Raw genomic sequence first — 18,026 nt, 5'->3', positions numbered from 1 at the left:
TGCCTCCCGAACAACCCCCCCGACGGGGCGCGCAAACTCCAGCGAACCCTAGCACTTGACAGGCTCAGCCCTCCGGAAGTTGAACCGCGAGTCGGAAAACGAGAACACGTTCACCGAGGGGTCGTGCGAGGCAGATCGGTGCCCAGCTGCGGATCCGCCTCGAGATTGGTCAGCCCGTTCCAACACAGGTTGACGAGATGCGCGGCGACGACCTCCTTCGGCGGCGTCCGCTCGTCCAGCCACCAGGTAGCGGTGGTGGACACCATTCCGACCAGCGCCTGCGCGTACAGCAGGGCAAGATCCGGATTGAAGCCACGCCGCGAGAAGTCGCCGGCGAGGATGTGCCCGACCTGGCCGATGGCCTCGTTGAGCAGGCTCGAATACGTTCCGTCCGGCGCTGCCACCGGCGAATCGCGAACGAGGATGCGGAATCCGTCGGTGTGCTCCTCCACGTAGGTGAGCAGCGCCAGCGCCACCCGCTCGACCCGGATCCGGGAGCGGTTCTGCTTCAGCGACGACGTCACCATCTCCAGTAGCCGCGACATCTCCCGATCCACGACCACGGCGTAGAGGCCCTCCTTGCCACCGAAGTGCTCGTAGACGACCGGCTTGGAGACGTGGGCCCGCTGCGCGATCTCCTCGATCGACGTCGCCTCGTAGCCGCGCTCGGCGAACAGGGCACGACCGATCTCGATCAACTGCTCCCGGCGTTGCGTACCGGTCATCCGGGTGCGGACCGCTCGCTCGGGGGTCGCGTCCACGTCCGTGGGTCGGGGCACCGAGGCACCATCCTTTCCTGACACTCGCGACGACGAAGTGCCGCGGGCAGCGGAAACACTGCAGGTAGCACCCACTCTATCGGGACGACCGAGACAAATTTCCGGAGCGGTTCGACGGGCGGCGGGTCGGCATGCGAGGATTCTCTCGCGCAAACGGGCGTGACACCCCGTGTGTGTGGCAATCCGCCGTAGTGTAATGGCAGCACCTCTGATTTTGGTTCAGATAGTTCAGGTTCGAGTCCTGGCGGCGGAGCAGAAGCCTGCGGAGAGAATTCCTGCAGGTGGAGCTGTCGAGAACAGCAAGAGCGGAACGACCCAGAGGGAGCTTCATGCCAGTGCAGACCGCCGTGGTCGTCCTCGCCGCCGGCGCGGGAACTCGGATGCGGTCGAAGACCCCCAAGGTGTTACACACCCTGGGTGGACGCACGATGCTGGCGCATTCCCTGCACGCCGCCGCGGAGGTCGATCCGACGCACCTCGTCACCGTCGTCGGTCACGACAAGGAACGTGTCGGAGATGCCGTCAGCGCTCTCGAGGCCGAACTGGGCCGCCCCGTCGCAGTCGCCGTCCAGGACGAGCAGAACGGCACAGGCCATGCCGTCGAATGCGGCCTGACTGCCCTGCCCGCCGATTTCCGCGGGACCGTCCTGGTCACCGCCGCGGACGTCCCCCTGCTCGACGGCCGCACCCTGCACACTCTCGTCGACGAGCATCGCAGCGAACCCACCCCCGCGGCGGTTACGGTGCTGACCTTCACCGCCCCCGAGCCCCGGGGCTACGGCCGGATCGTCCGTCTCCCCCACGACGGTGAGATCGCCGAAATCGTGGAGGAGGCCGACGCCACGGAGGAGCAGGCAGCCATCACCGAGGTCAACGCCGGTGTGTATGCGTTCGATGCCGAGTTCCTGCGCTCCGCACTCGGGCAGCTCAACGCGAACAACGCGCAGGGCGAGCTGTACCTGACCGACGTCGTCAAGATCGCCCGCGAGGCCGGCGCACCCGTCTTCGCCGCCCACCTGGCCGACTCCGCGAAGGTCGCAGGCGCCAACGACCGCGTCCAGCTGTCGAGGCTCGCCGCCGAACTCAACCGCCGGACCGTCGAGAGCTGGATGCGGGCCGGGGTCGCCGTCGTCGATCCGGCGACCACCTGGATCGACGTCGGCGTCACGCTGGCTCGCGACGTCACCATCCACCCGGGCGTGCAACTGCTCGGCACCACCTCCGTGGGTGAGGACGCCGTCATCGGTCCCGACACCACCCTCACCGACGTGTCGGTGGGCGAAGGCGCCAGCGTGGTGCGCACCCACGGTTCGGAATCGACGATCGGCGCAGGCGCCACCGTCGGTCCGTTCACCTACCTGCGTCCCGGCACCGTCCTCGGTGAGTCCGGCAAGCTCGGCGCCTTCGTCGAGACGAAGAACGCCGACATCGGGGCGCACTCCAAGGTTCCTCATTTGACCTACGTGGGTGACGCCACGATCGGCGAGTACAGCAACATCGGTGCGTCGAGCGTGTTCGTCAATTACGACGGCGTCGGCAAGAGCCGTACGGTGGTGGGGTCACACGTCCGGACCGGATCGGACACCATGTTCGTCGCTCCGGTACAGGTCGGTGACGGTGCTTACACCGGTGCCGGCACGGTGCTGCGTTTCGACGTACCGCCGGGGGCACTCGCAGTCTCCGGAGGCAAGCAGCGCAATATTGAGGGCTGGGTGCAACGAAATCGGCCCGGTACCGCCGCCGCCGAGGCGGCGTCCGCTGCGGAACCGCACCACAGTTCAGATCTGCACGAAACCGAGAAGCAAGATTTAAAGGATGGCATAGAGCAGTGACCGCGAATTGGATCGACAACCAGAAGAACCTCATGCTGTTTTCTGGTCGCGCGCATCCGGAGCTGGCCGAACAGGTCGCGAAGGAACTCGACGTGCGGGTCACCCCGCAGACTGCCCGTGACTTCGCGAACGGCGAGATCTTCGTCCGTTTCGAGGAGTCGGTCCGCGGTTCCGACGCCTTCGTGCTGCAGAGCCACCCGGCCCCGCTGAACACGTGGGTGATGGAACAGCTGATCATGATCGACGCGCTCAAGCGCGGATCGGCCAAGCGCATCACCGCGGTCCTGCCGTTCTACCCGTACGCCCGCCAGGACAAGAAGCACCGCGGCCGTGAGCCCATCTCGGCTCGCCTGATCGCCGACCTCCTCAAGACGGCGGGCGCTGACCGCATCATCACGGTCGACCTCCACACCGACCAGATCCAGGGCTTCTTCGACGGCCCTGTCGACCACATGCACGCCCAGGGTCAGCTCGCCGAGTACATCCGCGGCAACTACGGCACCGACAACATCGCCGTCGTCTCCCCCGACTCCGGTCGCGTCCGGGTCGCCGAGAAGTGGGCCGACACCCTCGGTGGCGCGCCGCTGGCGTTCATCCACAAGACGCGCGACCCACTGGTGCCCAACCAGGTGAAGTCCAACCGCGTCGTCGGTGACGTCGAGGGCCGCACCTGCATCCTCATCGACGACATGATCGACACCGGTGGAACCATCGCCGGCGCCGTGAAGATCCTCAAGGAGGCCGGCGCGGGCGACGTGATCATCGCCGCCACCCACGGCGTCCTGTCCGACCCGGCGGCCGAGCGCCTCGCCGCGTGTGGTGCGCGGGAAGTCATCGTCACCAACACGCTCCCGATCGAAGAGTCGAAGAAGTTCCCCACCCTCACGGTGCTGTCCATCGCGCCGCTGCTGGCTCGCACGATCAAGGAAGTTTTCGAGAACGGCTCGGTCACGTCGCTGTTCAACGGCAACGCCTAGGCGCTTCGCGCCTGTGAGTGGTCGACGCGTCCAGGGACTCGTCAACCACTCACAGGCGTAGCCTTGCCCGTGTGTTCACCGGGATCCCCACCGCTGCTCTCGACTTCTACGAGGACCTCGAGGCAGACAACAGCAAGAGTTTCTGGACCGCGCACAAATCCGTCTACGACGACTCCGTGCGCGCCCCCATGACCGCACTGCTCGCGGAACTCGAATCGGAGTTCGGCGCGGGCAAGGTGTTTCGCCCCTACCGCGACGTCCGGTTCTCGAAGGACAAGACGCCCTACAAGACCCATCAGGGCGGATTCGTCGAGACCCGCCCCGGCGTGGGCTTCTACGTGCAGATCGACGCGGCCGGGCTGTTCGTCGCGGGCGGCTTCTACTCGCATACTCCGCTGCAGGTCGGGCGCTTCCGTGACGCCGTCGACGACGACCGCAGGGGCCGCGAACTCGTCCGGCTCGTGAAGAAGGTCCGGTCGTCCGGTTTCGAGATCGGCGGCGACACGCTGAAGACGCGACCCCGCGGCGTCGCCGAGGACCACCCGCGCCTCGAGCTGATGCGGCACAAATCGCTCACCGCCAGCCGCAGCTACCTCTCCCCCGACTGGATCGAAACTCCCCGCGCCGCTGACGAAGTGCGCACCGCCTGGCGTTCGATGCGCCCGCTCGTCGACTGGCTGACCACGGTGATCGGCGCCGGAGAATGAAACTTACCGGTCGGGAAAACATGTGTGGCACACAACGTTTCCTCGGCATTTTCCGGGCGTTGGCATGATCTTCGTCACGCTTGTCCGCAGAACCGCAGGTCGTACTTACGGCGATGTGACTCGCACGCGCGAATTCCCCTACTGTGGCTCGTCGTGATCGACGCGCAGACTCTCTCCGGCCCTATCGATATCGCTGCAATTCGAAACGTCCGGCGTTGGTCGCCGGGAGCGTGCGTATGGTGCGGAGACGACAACGCAGTCGAGATGTTCCGTAACGAACCTCGGTGTGGCACTTGCCGCGAGAAGGAAACGGTCATCGACGAGGCCCGCCGCTTCCTTGGCATGTACGGTCTGCGTCCACTCGGCGGCACGTTGCAGTCCGACGACGACGAAGAGCGCGAGCACCGGGTCAACGCCCGCGACGCGCGCCGCGACCTCAACGAGACGAAGCTCTCGGAACTCCCGGACCCGGCCGCCGTGCGCAAGGCCCTCCGCCCTCGGGCTGCCAGTGTGGTGTCGGAGCCGCGCAGCACCGCCCATTCCGGAACGTCGTCGGCCACCGCGTCGTCCCGCCCGAGCGCGTCCCGCACGTCCGCGACGCCGCCGGTGGCACCGGTGCGCACCGACGCCGTCGACGTCGCTGCGCTCGAATCGCGCGTCACCGGACTGCTCGATCAGCTCTCGACCATCGACGCGCAGATGAATCTGATCGGTGAGCCCGCCGGCCTCGCCGCACGCGCCCGGATCAGCGACCTCGAGAAGCAGCGCGCCACCGTGCTCCGCACCCTCGCGGCACTGGAGAAGGCCCGGATAGCGGCCGGCCAGTAGGCCACACTGCCCGGGCTGCCGCAGGGTGATACCGTCGCCCTTCGTGCAGCCCGCCTCCTCTCCCACCGCGCTGGTCATCGACGCGAAGAAACCGCCGATGGGCCCGATGCTGGTGACGCCCAACGCCCGGATCAACGGCTTTCCCGTGCCGCTTCGGTGGGGTCACAACGTCATTCCGGCGCCTCCCGGTGTGCACCACATCGAGATCGCGGTCCCGTGGATCTGGGAGCAGGGCAAGGCGCAGATCACCGTCGACAACCGGTATCACCCGGCTCCCCCGGTGTATTACGCGTCGCCGTTCAGCAGTTTCAGCAAGGGCGCCATCGACCATCGGCCGGTGAAGAATCCCGGCCTGCTCGGGTTGCTGCTCATTCTCACCCCGGTACTCGTCGTGATCCTCGCCGTGGTGGCGTTCGCCCTGTTCGGCTAGGTACCCGGCATCGCACCATTGACACTTCTGCCGATGTGTCTCACCATCGATACATGACCGCACATGTGTCGAGCGTCTCGTTCGTGCCGAGGTCCGGACCCACGTGGCGCGCCCCGTGGCAGATGTACGCTGCGCTGCGCGACCACGACCCCGTCCATCACGTCGTCCCCGAGAACGGCCCCGGGAACGACTACTGGGTGTTGTCCCGGCACGCCGACGTCTACGCCGCCGCCCGCGACGCCGAGACGTTCTCGTCCGCCGCCGGCCTCACCACGACGTACGGCGAGCTGGAGAAGATCGGCCTGCAGGACAATCCGCCGCTGGTGATGCTCGACCCGCCCGACCACACCGCGTTCCGCCGCCTCGTGTCGAAGGGATTCACCCCGCGGCAGGTCACGGCCGTCGAACCGGCGGTCCGGGCGTTCGTGGTGGAGCGCCTCGAACGACTGCGGGAAGCCGGCGAGGGGGATGTCGTGAAGGAGCTGTTCAAGCCGCTGCCGAGCATGGTCGTTGCCCACTACCTCGGCGTCCCCGAGGAGGACCGGGCGCAATTCGACGGCTGGACCGATGCCATCGTCGCGGCCAACGCGCAGGGCGACACGCTGCAGGCGACGAGTGCGGTCACCGATCTGATGGGCTACTTCGGCGGACTGATCGAGCGGCGGCGCACCGACCCCGGAGACGACACGGTCTCACACCTCGTCGCGAGCGGGATGGGGGCCGACGGCGATCTCACCGGACTGCTCTCCATCCTCGGTTTCGCGTTCACGATGGTCACCGGCGGCAACGACACGACCACCGGAATGCTCGGCGGCGCAGTCCAGTTGCTCACCGAACACCGCGATCAGCGCCGCGATCTGATCGACAACCCGGAGCTCGTCGGCGACGCCGTCGAGGAACTACTGCGGCTCACGGCCCCCGTCCAGGGCCTCGCCCGCACTGTGACCCGCGACGTCGAGATCGAGGGCACCGCCATCCCCGAGGGCCGGAAGGTGTTCCTGCTGTACGGCTCCGCGAACCGCGACCCGCGCCGGTTCGGACCGGATTCGGAGGAGCTGGACGTGCGCCGCAGACCGACGCAGATCCTCACGTTCAGTCACGGGGCCCACCACTGCCTGGGCGCGGCCGCGGCCCGGATGCAGGCCCGGGTCGCGCTGGAAGAACTGCTGGCCCGCTGCCCCGACTTCACCGTCGACGTCGACGCCGTCGTCTACGCCGGGGGCAACTATGTGCGCCGCCCGACGAGCGTCCCGTTCCGGGTGCGCGAATGAACGCCGACTGGATGCGCGACGAACGCCCCCGCCTCGCCGCCGAGCGACTTCTCGACGTCGCCGCGCAGCTGTACGTCGAGAAGGGCATCGCCGCTGTCGGCATGGCCGACGTCGCCCGGGCGGCCGGATGTTCCCGTGCCACGCTGTACCGCTATTTCGACAGCAGGCAGGCGTTGCAGCTGGCGTTCGTCCACCGCGAGGCGCGGCGCATCGGTGCACTGGTCGCGGACGAGGTGTCCGGGACCGCCGACCCGAAGGGCGTGATCGTCGAGGCGATGCTGGCCGCGATCCGGCTGGTGCGCGCCGACCCGGCCCTGGCCGCGTGGTTTCAGCTCGGCGACTCGGGCCTGGCCGCGCAGATCGCGCACTCGTCGGACGTCATCGAGTCGTTGGGCACCGCCTTCCTCGGGCAGGCGGGGTTCTCGGGAGAGGAGACGTCCCGGAAGGCCCGCTGGCTCGTCCGGATCATCGTCTCCCTGCTCACCGTCCCGGGCGTCGACGACACCGACGAACGCACCATGCTCGAGCAGTTCGTCGCCCCAGCACTGGCCGCACACGATGCGGACGAACGGGACGCCCGTTCGATCTGACGCGACGAGCGTCCCGTTCGTAGGGCAGGTGAGCGGCAAAGCGTGCGGCGGCACACTACGCCACTCACGTGGGGGTCACCTCCGCGCGGCGCACACCAGCGCGAATCGCGCGTCCGGGTCGGTCCAGACACGGTCGACGCCGAATCCCGCCTCCGCCAACTCCAGTCGAATGCCGTCGAGGGTGAACTTGGCGGAGATCTCCGTCCGCAGCTGCTCACCCGCGGCGAACTCGACGTCCAGATCAAGCTCGGCGATGCGGATCGACATCGCACGCTCGGCCTCGAGCCGCATCTCGATCCACTCGTTGCCGGCGTCCCACAGCGCGACGTGCCGGAACTCGTCCACCGGGAAGTCCGCGTCGAGTTGAGTGTTGAGTACCTGCAGCACATTGCGGTTGAACTGTGCGGTCACCCCGGCGGCGTCGTCGTATGCGGGGACGAGAACGCCGGGATCGACGACCAGCCCGACGCCGAGGAGGAGGTGCTCCCCGGGTTCGAGGACGTCGGCGATCCCGGAGAGGAACTCGGCACGCTCGGCGGGCACCATGTTTCCGAGGGTGCCCCCGAGGAATGCGATCGTGCGGCGACCACCGCGCGGAAGATGGTGCAACGACTCGGTGAAGTCGCTGACGACACCGCGTACGGTCAGATTCGGGAACTCCGTTCCAATCTGCTCCGCCGCCCCCTCGAGCGCGGATACCGACACGTCCTGCGGCACGTAGGTGTGGAGGGTTCCGTGCCGGGTGCCGGCGTCGAGCAGCAGCCGGGTCTTCTCCGAGGACCCCGACCCGAGCTCCACGAGGATCTCCGGCGCCGCGACCTCGGCGATCTCCCCCGAATATCTTCTGAGCAGTTCCCGTTCCGTGCGCGTCGGGAAGTACTCGGGTAACGCGGTGATCTGCTCGAACAGTTCGCTGCCGCGGGCGTCGTAGAAGTATTTGGGCGGCAGCCACTTCGGGCTCGACGTGAGCCCGACTGTGGCGTCCTTGCGGAGTGCGGCCTTCAGCTGTTCGGGCTGCAGGTACACCTCGAGGGTCGGTGTGGTGGTCATCGTGCTCCCATCTCGAGCGGGGTGACGATCAGGTGTCCGGGACGTGCGCTGACGAAGTGACGGTCCGGAATCGATTGCCACGCGGGGTCGTCGTCGTAGGGTTCGGACATCACGATGGCCCGTTCGTCGTCGACGAGCGCCGACAGCGAGTGATGCCAGGTGGTGGCCCACAGTTCCGTGCCGTTGCCCAGCAGCAGATTCAGTCGCGAGTTCGGGGCCGCAGCGACGACGGACTGGACGAGTGCACTCATCGCCTTCTCGGGGTCCTGCTCGCCTAGCGCCCGGCGCAGCAGCAGCCACAGCGCGGCCGAATCGGTTGGCGCCTCGAGTTGCAGCAGATCGGCCACGGGCAGTTCCGCGGCGATCCCGGCGAGCGACTCGGGCCACCCGCGCACCACCCCGTTGTGACTGAAGGCCCAGGTGTCGTCGGAGAACGGTGCGCAGGCCGTGTGCTGCACGGGCATACCGATCGTCGCCGACCGGGTGGCGGCGACCACGGCGTGGGAGCGGATGTTCGGCAACATCTCTCGCACGACGGGATCCGACCACAGCGGCGCGGCACTGCGGTAGCGGGAGAATCCGTCCGCGCCCCACCACCCGAAGCCGAACCCGTCGGCGTTGACGGTTCCGCCGCCCCTCATGTCGCGTGGCGCGTAGGACTGGTGCAGGAGCGAGTTCTCGCCGCAACCGACGAGGTCGGCCACTGATCGTTCCGGTCCCAGATAGCCCAGGTGTCGGCACATCTCAGCGGTCGTCTCCCGGAAGGTCCCGGGCACAGCGGAATCCGGAGAAGATCTGCCTGCGGATCGGGTGGTCCCAGTTGCGGAACGTCCCGCGGCACGCCACCGGATCGGTGCCGAACGAACCGCCGCGCAGTACGCGGTAGTCGCCGCCGTAGAACACCTCCGAGTATTCGCGGTACGGGAACGCCGCGAAACCGGGATAGGGCTCGAAGGGCGACGACGTCCACTCCCATACGTCCCCGATCAGCTGATGCACGCCGAGCGGGGACGCCCCCGACGGATATGCCCCGACCACCGCGGGTCCGAGGTGGCGCTGCCCGAGGTTGGCCAGCGACGCGTCGGGTTCGCCGTCCCCCCAGGGGAATCGGCGCGAACGGCCGCTGAAGGGATCCCACCGCGCCGCCTTCTCCCATTCGGCCTCCGTCGGCAGCCTCTTGCCGTCCCAGCGCGCGAACGCCTCGGCCTCGAAGAAGCAGACGTGCACCACCGGTTCCTGGGGATGAATCGGCTCGGTGACCCCAAACCTGCGGCGCCACCACGTTCCGCAGCCGTCGTTCTCCAAGAACTGGGGTGCTTCCAGCCGCGCGTCGAGGCGATGGGCCCACCCCCGCTCGCTCCACAACTCGGGGCGCGCGTACCCGCCGTCGTCGACGAACTCGAGGTAGCGGCCGTTGGTGACGGGGACGGCGTCGATCACGAACGCCGGAACGTGCACCGGATGTGCGGACCTCTCGTTGTCGAGCGCCCACGGATCGTCCGACGTTCCCATCGTGAATTCGCCGGACGGAACGACCACCTCGTCCTCGGCGATCGCCCCACCGACACGCGGCGCGCTTTCCGCGGTCAACACCGCTGCACCGGAACGTAGTTGGTGGGTGGCGAGCATCGTCTCGGCGTGCTGCTGCTCGTGTTGCGCGATCATGCCGAACGCGAATCCGTTCTCCTCGAGCGGGCGGCCCCGGAACGTGCTGCCGTCGAGGACGTCCCACGCCTTGTCTCGGACGGTACGGAGGTATTCCCTGGCCTCGTCCGGGTTCAGCAGCGGCAGGGAGGGCCGCGAGTTCCTGGAATGTTTGAACGCGTCGTACAACTCGTCGATGTCGCGGCGGACGGGTTCGCGGCCGCCGACGTCCCGTACGAGCCACAGTTCTTCCTGGTTGCCGATGTGCGCGAGATCCCACACGAGCGGGCTCATCAGCGGGGAATGCTGCGCGACGAGGTCTTCCCCGTCGACACAGTCCGTCAACCCGGCGGTGCGCTCCCGTGCCCGTGTCAGCACCGTCTCGATCTTCTCGCGAGTTCCCATCAGCGTTCCTCGCTCGGGGCCTGGCCCCGGCAACATCGTTCGGCGGCGGTGTCGAGCAGTCTGACGAATTCGGGGTCGGGCGAGTACGCCGCCGCCAGCGACAGCAGAGCTGTTGCCGCAGCACGCAGTTCGAGGTCGGCCAGGCCGAACTCGGCGGCGTCCCGCCAGCGTTCGGCGGTGGGCAGGGCCGCGGCGAGCGCCTCGGCCATCGCTCCCGGTCCCGACAGCAGTGCGTCGATAGCTGCGATCGGGACCCGCCACTGGTCACCGGGTTGCGCGTCGAGGTAGCGCACCTCGAGATGCCCGGCTGCGCGAACCGGCGGGAACAGCGTGGTGAGGTGATAGTCGAGGTCGGCGGACGTCGGGCGTCCGATCACGTCGTCCAGCGCCCCCTCCACCCAGTCCGCGAAAGTTGCACCGTCGGGCGCCGTCCAGTCCGGTCCGTCGTTGCGGATGCACAGCAACGGAACGTCCAGCACCCACGCCGCATAGTCCGCGCTGTGCGGGGGCCCGGTGGTTCGCGGCGAATCGAGTTCGAGCCACGTCCGCATCCGCTGCGACGCCCACTGCCCGTCGGGTACCCCGTAGAGCCGCGGTGAACACGCGAACGCCGCGATCAGCGCGGGTCCGACCGCATGCAGCAGGTGCCACCGCTTCTCCACGGCAACCGGATCGACTCCGGCGTCCACGCTGATCTGGGTGGCGGCGGTATTGCACATCATCAGTTTGCCGAAGGGCCCGATGCCGGTGAAGCGGGATTCCATGGCGCAGTACCGCGGTGACTGGAGGAGACGCTGAGCGGGCCTGCGGGTGTCCGCGGCCTCGGACGACATCTGAATCGACCGCGCCGACAACAGTTCGGCGAGTACCGCCTGATCGGCGGCGAGGTAGTCGCACAGTTCCCGTGCGGAGTGATAGGGGGCGCTGGACAGTTCGATCTGTCCGCCAGGTTCGACCGTGACGGCGCTGCCACCGGGAAGGGGCTGGGCAGGAGAAGAGGGATCGATGGTTCTGGGGGTGTGCGGCCCGAGAGCTTCGGCGAGAGCGGCGAGGTCGGGACGCACGTATTCCGGCAGTTGCGCGGTCAGCCACTCCAATTCCGCGCCGATCAACTGCGGTGGCCCCAGTTTGAAGCACACACCACCCAGATACGCCTCCGCCGCCGGTCGCGACGTGAGACACGTTGCTTCGACGGACTGAACTGCAGTAGCCATTCGACCCTCCCCTTCGGGCGCCGCCTGAACGTCGTTATCGACATTAGAGCGCCTCGGCCGTCGATGCACGCCCCATCGGCATACTTTTCGAGGAACCTCACGGGTACGTTCGAGTCCAATTACCGCAAAACGGGAGGTATCGGACATGCTCGACCTCGAGCAGGCGCGACGGGACACCCCCGGGTGCCTCGACAAGGTGTTCCTGGACAGCGCGGGCTCCTCGCTTCCTCCGGCCCCGGTCCTGGACGCGGTGTTCGCGCACCTGCGCCGGGAGGCCGACGTCGGGGGCTACGTCGCGGCGGCGGAACGAGCCGACGATCTCGCAGCCGTGAAGTCGTCGCTGGGCCGCCTGATCGGGGCGGGCGCCGACGGCATCGCACTGGTGGACAGCGCCACCACCGCCTGGAACGACTTCTTCCACGCCGTCCCGCTCGAGGCCGGTGACCGCGTCCTGATCTCGGAGGTCGAGTACGCCAGCAACGCCATCGCCGTCCTGCAGCGGGCCCGGTCCGTCGGCGCGACGGTCGACGTCGTTCCCAGCGACCCCGCGGGCCAGATCGACGTCGCCGCGCTCGGGACGCTCCTCGACGACCGGGTCCGTCTCGTGTCCCTCGTGCACGTGCCCACCAACGGCGGCCTGGTCAACCCCGTCCGCGAGGTGACGGAACTGGCACACGCACACGGCGCACTCGTGCTGCTCGACGCGTGCCAGTCCGTCGGCCAGATCGCCCTCGACGTGGGCGAACTCGGCGTCGACGCGCTCTCCGCCACGGGACGCAAATGGCTGCGCGCGCCGCGGGGCACCGGCTTCCTGTACGTCCGGCCGGATCTGGCCGCGACGCTCGAGCCGGCCTCGCTCGACCTCCACAGCGCGGAGTGGACCGCGGCGGATGCGTACCGCCTCGCGACCGATGCCAGCCGGTTCGAGTTCTGGGAATGCGACGTCGCCGCCCGCCTCGGACTCGGGGTGGCGGCCGACTATCTCCTCGCCCTCGGAGTGGACGAGGTCGAGGCGGCCGTGGTGGCCGGGGCCGAGCACCTCCGGTCGGGGCTCGCGGCGATCCCGGGGGTCACCGTGCGCGACCTCGGCGCCCGCCGCTGCGGAATCGTCTCGTTCACCGTCGACGGGTTCGATCCGGGCGACGTCCGGAAACAGTTGGCCGCCCGCGACGTCACCGTCACGGCCAGTCTGCGCGGTTCGACGCTGCTGGACATGAGCGCCCGCGGACTGGACGCCGTGGTGCGGGCGTCGCCGCACTACTTCTGCTCCCCCGACGATCTCGACCGGTTCCTCGCCGAGGTCCGGACACTCGCGAATTAGCGCAGTAGGCTGGAATACACCCGAGATTCAGGACTTCGAGATGACCGATGAGGCATCACCGGCGCTGCGACGCTTCGCCGCGGAGAAGGTCGTGCAATTACAGACACGCAAACGCGACGGGTCGTGGGTGGACACCCCGGTCAATATCGCCGTGAAGGGCGATCGGGCGTACTTCCGCACCCCGGGCCGGGCGTCGAAGAACAAGCGGCTGCGCAATTTCCCGGACGTCCGGATCCGCCCGTGCACGTGGTCCGGGAAGCCCACGGGTCCGCCGGCGCAGGCCACGGCGCGACTGCTGTCCGGTGAGGAGGCGCGGGCCGCGGGCGCGCTGATCGACAAGAAGTATCCCGTGGTGCAGCGGATCGGGGTTCATCTCGCGCACCGTCTGGCGCGGACTCCGACCCTGCACTACGAGCTGTCCGGCGTCACGGACCTGCCCGGATAGCCGACCTCCCGGCACCGCGTCCCACTCACCGGGAGATCCACCGGATCGGGTTTTGTAACAGGTTACAGTTCGAGGGTAACCCACGTCACATTCCCCGTGACCGCCCGAGAGGACTTCCACCCATGGTCGACGCCACACCGATCCGCCCCCGGTCCGCAGCAACGGTCACCGAGTGGGAGTACGAGGCCGACGTCGTGGTCGCGGGTTACGGCATCGCCGGTGTGTCCGCCGCCATCGAGGCGGCACGAGCCGGCGCCGACGTCCTGGTCCTCGAGCGCACCAGCGGATGGGGCGGTGCCGCCGCACTCGCCGGCGGCTTCATCTACCTCGGCGGCGGGACGCCGCTGCAGAAGGCGTGCGGGTTCGACGACTCCGTCGAGAACATGAAGACGTTCATGATGGCGGCGCTCGGCCCGGGCGCCGACGAGGAGAAGATCACCGACTACTGCGAGGGCAGCGTCGCGCACTACAACTGGCTCGTCGACTGCGGGGTCCCGTTCAAGGAGAGCTTCTGGGGCGAACCCGGCTGGGAGCCGCCGTTCGACGACGGGCTCATGTACTCCGGTGGCGAGAACGCGGCGCCGTTCAACGAGATCGCCACCCCCGCACCGCGCGGGCACGTTCCGCAGATGGACGGCAAGCGGACCGGCGAGAAGGGCGGCGGCTACATGCTGATGAAGCCGCTCGTCGAGACCGCCGAAAAGCTCGGGGTCCGAGCCGAATACGACATGCGCGTCCAGACGCTCGTCACCGACGACACCGGACGCGTCGTCGGGATCGTCGCCAAACAGTACGGCAAGGAGGCGGCCGTGCGGGCGCGTCGCGGCGTCGTCCTCGCGACCGGCAGCTTCGCGTACAACGACAAGATGATCGAGGCCCACGCGCCGCGGCTCATCGGCCGCCCCGGCGCCGCCATCGAGGAGCACGACGGACGCTCGATCCTCATGGCGCAGGCCCTCGGCGCCGATCTCGCCCACATGGACGCCACCGAGGTCGCGTTCCTCTGCGACCCCCAGTTGGTCGTCCGCGGCATCCTCGTCAACGGCCGGGGGCAGCGCTACGTCCCGGAGGACACCTACTCCGGTCGGATCGGCCAGATGACCCTGTTCCACCAGGACAACCAGGCGTTCCTCGTCATCGACGAGGCGTCGTACGAGGAGGGCGCGGCCGCGACCACGGCAACGCCGTTCCTGCGCGCCCAGCCGAAGTGGGCCGCGGAGACCGTCGAGGAACTCGAATCCGATATGGGCCTGCCCGCAGGCGCACTCCAGTCGACCGTCGAGGTGTACAACCAGCACGCCGTCGAAGGGTCGGACCCGTTGCTGCACAAGAAGTCCGAGTGGGTGAAGCCGATCGGCTCCCCCGTCGCCGCCCTCGACCTGCGCGGGTTCACGCTCGGCTTCACCCTCGGCGGCCTGCGGACCACCGTGAACTCCGAGGTCCTGCACGTCTCCGGTGAACCCATCCCCGGCCTCTTCGCGGCGGGACGGTGCACGTCCGGGGTGTGCGCCGGCGGCTACGCGAGCGGCACGTCCCTCGGCGACGGCAGCTTCTACGGTCGCCGCGCCGGCATCAGTGCGGCGAAGCAGGCCTGACCGGACCCACCCCCCGGACCGAACCTACCCGACGCGCCGGACCGTCACACCGGCCGCGAACCGGTACGGCTGAGTGCTCAGGACCGCGCCGAGATTCTTGCGCAGACGCGAGACCTCGGCGCGGACCGCCACCACGTGGTCGCGGTCGCCGAACAACGCTTCACTGAGCGAGGCGGCGTCGACGCCCGCCGTTCCGGCCGCCGACAGCACCCGCAGGATCTGGGCGTGCCGCGGCGAGAGCGCCCGCGTCCAGTTGACGTCGCCGCGGACCGTCACCTGCGGCGCATCGCCGAGGTCGAGTTCCAGTTCGATGGCCGCGCCGTCGACGCGGCGGCGCACCAGCCAGCCGTCGCCGAGCGGTTCGGGCACACACAACCCGAGGCCCGGGACGAGTAGCGGTTTGTCGAGGCTCGGCGGCGCGACGCGCTCCGGCGCCGCGATGCCACTCGCCTCCGCGACCCACCCGTGCTTGTCGACGACCAGCGCCGGACCTCCCGCCGACGCGAGCAGCGGTGCCGCCCGGCCGCGCAGCCTGTCCAGTTGCGCCGTGTGCTCACGCCACAACGTCGCCTCGGCCAGTCGCACCGCGGTGCGGACCAGCGCGACGGTGGTCGGGTGGACGGACATCGCCGACCCGCTGATGTCGACCACGCCGAGGATCTCGCCGGTGCGCGGGTCGTGCACCGGCGACCCGGTGCAGGACCAGCCGTGGTGCGTGGGCGCGTAGTGTTCGGCCGAGAACAGTTGCACCGCAGCATCTTCGATCAGGGCCGTGCCGATCGCGTTGGTGCCCACGGCCTGTTCGGCCCAGCGCGCACCCTCCGTGAACCCGAGCGCGTCGGCCGCTTTCCGAACCCCGCGAGAACCCTCCCGCCACAACAGGACACCGTCGGCGTCGGCGATGACGACGATAAAATTCGCGTCCTCCGCGACCTGCGTCAGCGTGCTGCGCAACTCCGGGAGCACGGTGCGCAGCGCCGTCCGGGTGCGCCGCGCCTCGATCTCGGAGAAATCGGCGGGCTCGACGTCCGCGCAGTGGTCCGGGCTCATACCGCCCGCCTGCAGACGGGACCACGACCGAGCCACCACGTCCCGCGGAAGCGCGGGTGGCCGCTGCCCGGAGAGCACGGCGTCGTGCACCTGGCTGAGCAGCCGCGCATGCCGCGGCAGATCCACACCGGTCGCCACTGCGGTCAGCCGGTCGGCGGTCGGACGTTCAGTGCTCACAACGCCGAGGCTACCCGCAGCGTTGTGAGCCACACCACTGCCCGCCGCCGGACCGTGGTGGCCGCGCCACCCGCCGGAGGACACCCGATTAGCAGGTCAGCGGCCCATCCGGTAGAGTTCCATAAGTTGTCTCGGCGAGGGTGAACCAGAAAGTTCCAATTGGCTGGCTCACCGTGATCGACGCGGCTACGGCTCTGCTCGAGCGTTTCGCTCCTGGCCGTCGCGCGTTCGTCCCTCGCCGACTCGAACCGCCCGCCAGTTACCACCGTGAGTTGTAGGAGCCGTTTCACCATGTCTGACGAAAATCGCCTCGTAGCCGCCGTGCGCACCGAGTTCGGCAAGGGCGCCGCCCGCCGCGCACGCCGCGACGGCCAGGTCCCCGCAGTCCTGTACGGCCACGGTGAGGATCCCCGCCACCTGAACGTGCCCTCCCGCGACTTCGCCGCCATCCTGCGCGCGCACGGCACCAACGCCATCCTGACCCTCGACATCGAGGGCAAGGAGCAGGTCGCGCTCACCAAGTCGGTCGTGGTTCACCCGATCCGCAACTACATCGAGCACGCCGACCTCCTCGTCATCAAGAAGGGCGAGAAGGTCACCGTCGACGTCCCCGTCGTCGTCACCGGTGAAGCCGCTTCCGGCACCCTCGTCGCGCAGGACGCCGCCACCATCTCCCTCGAAGCGGACGCGCTGCACATCCCCGAGCAGATCGAGGTTTCGGTCGAGGGCCTCGAGGTCGGCACCCAGATCCTGGCCAACCAGCTCGAGCTGCCCAAGGGTTCGACCCTGCAGGCCGACGAGGAACTGCTCATCGTGAACGTCGTCGCAGCCCCGACCGCTGCCGACCTCGAAGAGGAGACCGGCGAAGCCGCGGCCGAGACCGCCGAGGCTCCGGCCGAAGAGGGCGCCGAGAGCTGATCCTCTCGCAACCGCACTGATGTCGGCGGCGCGTCGTCCCGGATTGTCCCGGGGTGACGCGCCGCTGTCGTCTGACACGACCCCCTCACGCACGGAAGGACCCTGTCGGTGAGTGAAGACACCGCCCTGGTGGTGGGTCTGGGCAACCCCGGACCGCAGTACGAGAAGACCCGGCACAACGTCGGCTTCATGGTGGCCGGCGTGCTGTCCGCGCGCATGGGTGGCAAGTTCAGCGCGCACAAGAAGAGCGGCGCCGAGATCGTCCAGGGACGGCTCGAGGGCCGGCCGACGATCCTCGCCAAACCGCGGTCGTTCATGAACCTGTCCGGTTCCGCCGTCGCCGGGCTGGCCCGCTTCTTCTCCGTCGACCCGGGCAACATCGTCGTCATCCACGACGAACTCGACCTCGACTTCGGGACCATCCGCCTCAAGCAGGGCGGCGGCGAGGGCGGGCACAACGGACTGCGGTCCATCTCGCAGTCACTCGGCACCAAGGACTATCTGCGCACCCGCGTCGGGATCGGCCGTCCCCCCGGCCGCATGGATCCGGCGTCGTACGTGCTGAAGCCGTTCTCGTCGGTGGAACGCAAGGAACTCGACCTCGTCTGCGAGGAATCCGCCGACGCCGTCGAACTGGTCCTGCGCGTGGGGCTCGAGGCGGCGCAGAACCGCCTGCATTAGGCGCTTCGCGCCCGTGCGCCTTTCTGGTCGTCCCAGGGGCTGTTGCGGTATCGAGGTGTGGCCGGGACGGCGGGGTGAGATCGGTGGGTGTGGTGGGGTCGGTGGACAGTGC

Annotated in this window: 18 protein-coding genes and 1 tRNA gene; 13 read left to right on the top strand and 6 right to left on the bottom strand. The window is 68.6% G+C overall.

All coding sequences use genetic code 11. The features are described from left to right. Positions 1 to 110: 110 nt before the first annotated feature. Complete coding sequence (locus tag MLGJGCBP_RS33510) at positions 111 to 725, bottom strand: TetR/AcrR family transcriptional regulator (RefSeq protein ID WP_236581517.1); 615 nt, start codon at positions 723 to 725, stop codon at positions 111 to 113. A 236-nt stretch (positions 726 to 961) separates the two neighbouring features. On the opposite strand from MLGJGCBP_RS33510, the gene MLGJGCBP_RS33505 reads away from it, so the two are divergent. The 8 genes from MLGJGCBP_RS33505 (at position 962) to MLGJGCBP_RS33470 (ending at position 7,414) form a co-directional block, all read left to right on the top strand. Beyond that, a tRNA-Gln gene (locus MLGJGCBP_RS33505) sits at positions 962 to 1,032 on the top strand. A gap of 76 nt (positions 1,033 to 1,108) precedes the next feature. Continuing rightward, positions 1,109 to 2,611, top strand: a complete 1,503-nt coding sequence (gene glmU / locus MLGJGCBP_RS33500; RefSeq protein WP_160101100.1) for a bifunctional UDP-N-acetylglucosamine diphosphorylase/glucosamine-1-phosphate N-acetyltransferase GlmU — start codon at positions 1,109 to 1,111, stop codon at positions 2,609 to 2,611. Then, a complete protein-coding gene (locus MLGJGCBP_RS33495; protein WP_087560052.1) occupies positions 2,608 to 3,588 on the top strand; it encodes a ribose-phosphate diphosphokinase in 981 nt (326 codons plus the stop codon). The genes glmU and MLGJGCBP_RS33495 overlap by 4 nt, the downstream gene beginning before the upstream one ends. Positions 3,589 to 3,659: 71 nt before the next feature. After that, on the top strand, positions 3,660 to 4,295 hold the full coding sequence (locus MLGJGCBP_RS33490) for a DUF2461 domain-containing protein (protein ID WP_160101098.1): 636 nt from the start codon (positions 3,660 to 3,662) through the stop codon (positions 4,293 to 4,295). Positions 4,296 to 4,559: 264 nt separating this feature from the next. Continuing rightward, the gene (locus MLGJGCBP_RS33485; RefSeq protein ID WP_160101096.1) at positions 4,560 to 5,123 is read left to right on the top strand and encodes a hypothetical protein; all 564 of its coding nucleotides are present in this window, start codon (positions 4,560 to 4,562) and stop codon (positions 5,121 to 5,123) included. A 43-nt stretch (positions 5,124 to 5,166) separates the two neighbouring features. Next, positions 5,167 to 5,553, top strand: coding sequence for a hypothetical protein (locus MLGJGCBP_RS33480; protein WP_124389305.1), 387 nt, complete (start codon positions 5,167 to 5,169; stop codon positions 5,551 to 5,553). 53 nt (positions 5,554 to 5,606) lie between these two features. After that, positions 5,607 to 6,824 (top strand): cytochrome P450, encoded by a 1,218-nt coding sequence (locus MLGJGCBP_RS33475; protein ID WP_160101094.1) that lies wholly within the window; start codon positions 5,607 to 5,609, stop codon positions 6,822 to 6,824. Continuing rightward, positions 6,821 to 7,414 carry a TetR/AcrR family transcriptional regulator gene (locus MLGJGCBP_RS33470; RefSeq protein ID WP_160101092.1) on the top strand — a complete coding sequence of 198 codons (594 nt, stop codon included), beginning with the start codon at positions 6,821 to 6,823 and terminating at the stop codon, positions 7,412 to 7,414. The genes MLGJGCBP_RS33475 and MLGJGCBP_RS33470 overlap by 4 nt, the downstream gene beginning before the upstream one ends. 75 nt (positions 7,415 to 7,489) lie before the next feature. Here the strand turns inward: MLGJGCBP_RS33470 and egtD are convergent, their stop codons facing one another. From egtD to egtA, 4 genes are read right to left on the bottom strand one after another with little or no spacing between them, the layout of a single operon-like run. Further along, positions 7,490 to 8,464 carry an L-histidine N(alpha)-methyltransferase gene (egtD, locus tag MLGJGCBP_RS33465; RefSeq protein ID WP_160101090.1) on the bottom strand — a complete coding sequence of 325 codons (975 nt, stop codon included), beginning with the start codon at positions 8,462 to 8,464 and terminating at the stop codon, positions 7,490 to 7,492. Continuing rightward, entirely contained in the window at positions 8,461 to 9,207 is a 747-nt protein-coding gene (egtC, locus tag MLGJGCBP_RS33460) for an ergothioneine biosynthesis protein EgtC (protein WP_160101088.1), read from the bottom strand. Before egtC ends, egtD begins: the two co-directional genes overlap by 4 nt. Position 9,208: 1 nt before the next feature. Next, positions 9,209 to 10,513, bottom strand: coding sequence for an ergothioneine biosynthesis protein EgtB (gene egtB, locus MLGJGCBP_RS33455; protein ID WP_160101086.1), 1,305 nt, complete (start codon positions 10,511 to 10,513; stop codon positions 9,209 to 9,211). After that, positions 10,513 to 11,727 (bottom strand): ergothioneine biosynthesis glutamate--cysteine ligase EgtA, encoded by a 1,215-nt coding sequence (gene egtA / locus MLGJGCBP_RS33450; RefSeq protein WP_160101084.1) that lies wholly within the window; start codon positions 11,725 to 11,727, stop codon positions 10,513 to 10,515. The genes egtB and egtA overlap by 1 nt, the downstream gene beginning before the upstream one ends. 145 nt (positions 11,728 to 11,872) lie before the next feature. On the opposite strand from egtA, the gene MLGJGCBP_RS33445 reads away from it, so the two are divergent. The 3 genes from MLGJGCBP_RS33445 (at position 11,873) to MLGJGCBP_RS33435 (ending at position 15,088) form a co-directional block, all read left to right on the top strand. Then, complete coding sequence (locus tag MLGJGCBP_RS33445; RefSeq protein ID WP_160101082.1) at positions 11,873 to 13,048, top strand: aminotransferase class V-fold PLP-dependent enzyme; 1,176 nt, start codon at positions 11,873 to 11,875, stop codon at positions 13,046 to 13,048. A gap of 40 nt (positions 13,049 to 13,088) precedes the next feature. Then, positions 13,089 to 13,493, top strand: a complete 405-nt coding sequence (locus tag MLGJGCBP_RS33440) for a PPOX class F420-dependent oxidoreductase (protein ID WP_087560042.1) — start codon at positions 13,089 to 13,091, stop codon at positions 13,491 to 13,493. Positions 13,494 to 13,615: 122 nt separating this feature from the next. Next, positions 13,616 to 15,088: an FAD-dependent oxidoreductase gene (locus tag MLGJGCBP_RS33435; RefSeq protein ID WP_160101080.1), complete on the top strand. Its 1,473-nt coding sequence runs from the start codon at positions 13,616 to 13,618 to the stop codon at positions 15,086 to 15,088. Between the two features lie 24 nt (positions 15,089 to 15,112). On the opposite strand, the gene MLGJGCBP_RS33430 is transcribed toward MLGJGCBP_RS33435, so the two are convergent. Continuing rightward, positions 15,113 to 16,315: a GAF domain-containing protein gene (locus tag MLGJGCBP_RS33430; protein ID WP_087560040.1), complete on the bottom strand. Its 1,203-nt coding sequence runs from the start codon at positions 16,313 to 16,315 to the stop codon at positions 15,113 to 15,115. 291 nt (positions 16,316 to 16,606) lie between these two features. Between MLGJGCBP_RS33430 and MLGJGCBP_RS33420 the strand changes: the two genes are divergently transcribed. Next, positions 16,607 to 17,233 (top strand): 50S ribosomal protein L25/general stress protein Ctc, encoded by a 627-nt coding sequence (locus MLGJGCBP_RS33420; protein WP_087560039.1) that lies wholly within the window; start codon positions 16,607 to 16,609, stop codon positions 17,231 to 17,233. A gap of 108 nt (positions 17,234 to 17,341) precedes the next feature. After that, the gene (pth, locus tag MLGJGCBP_RS33415) at positions 17,342 to 17,914 is read left to right on the top strand and encodes an aminoacyl-tRNA hydrolase (protein WP_087560038.1); all 573 of its coding nucleotides are present in this window, start codon (positions 17,342 to 17,344) and stop codon (positions 17,912 to 17,914) included. Positions 17,915 to 18,026: the final 112 nt, after the last annotated feature.

The sequence above is a fragment of the Rhodococcus sp. T7 genome (genome assembly GCF_009872365.1).
Lineage (GTDB): Bacteria > Actinomycetota > Actinomycetes > Mycobacteriales > Mycobacteriaceae > Rhodococcus_F.
Note: the sequence above shows the minus strand (reverse complement) of the source record. Positions and strands in the feature narration are given on the sequence as shown.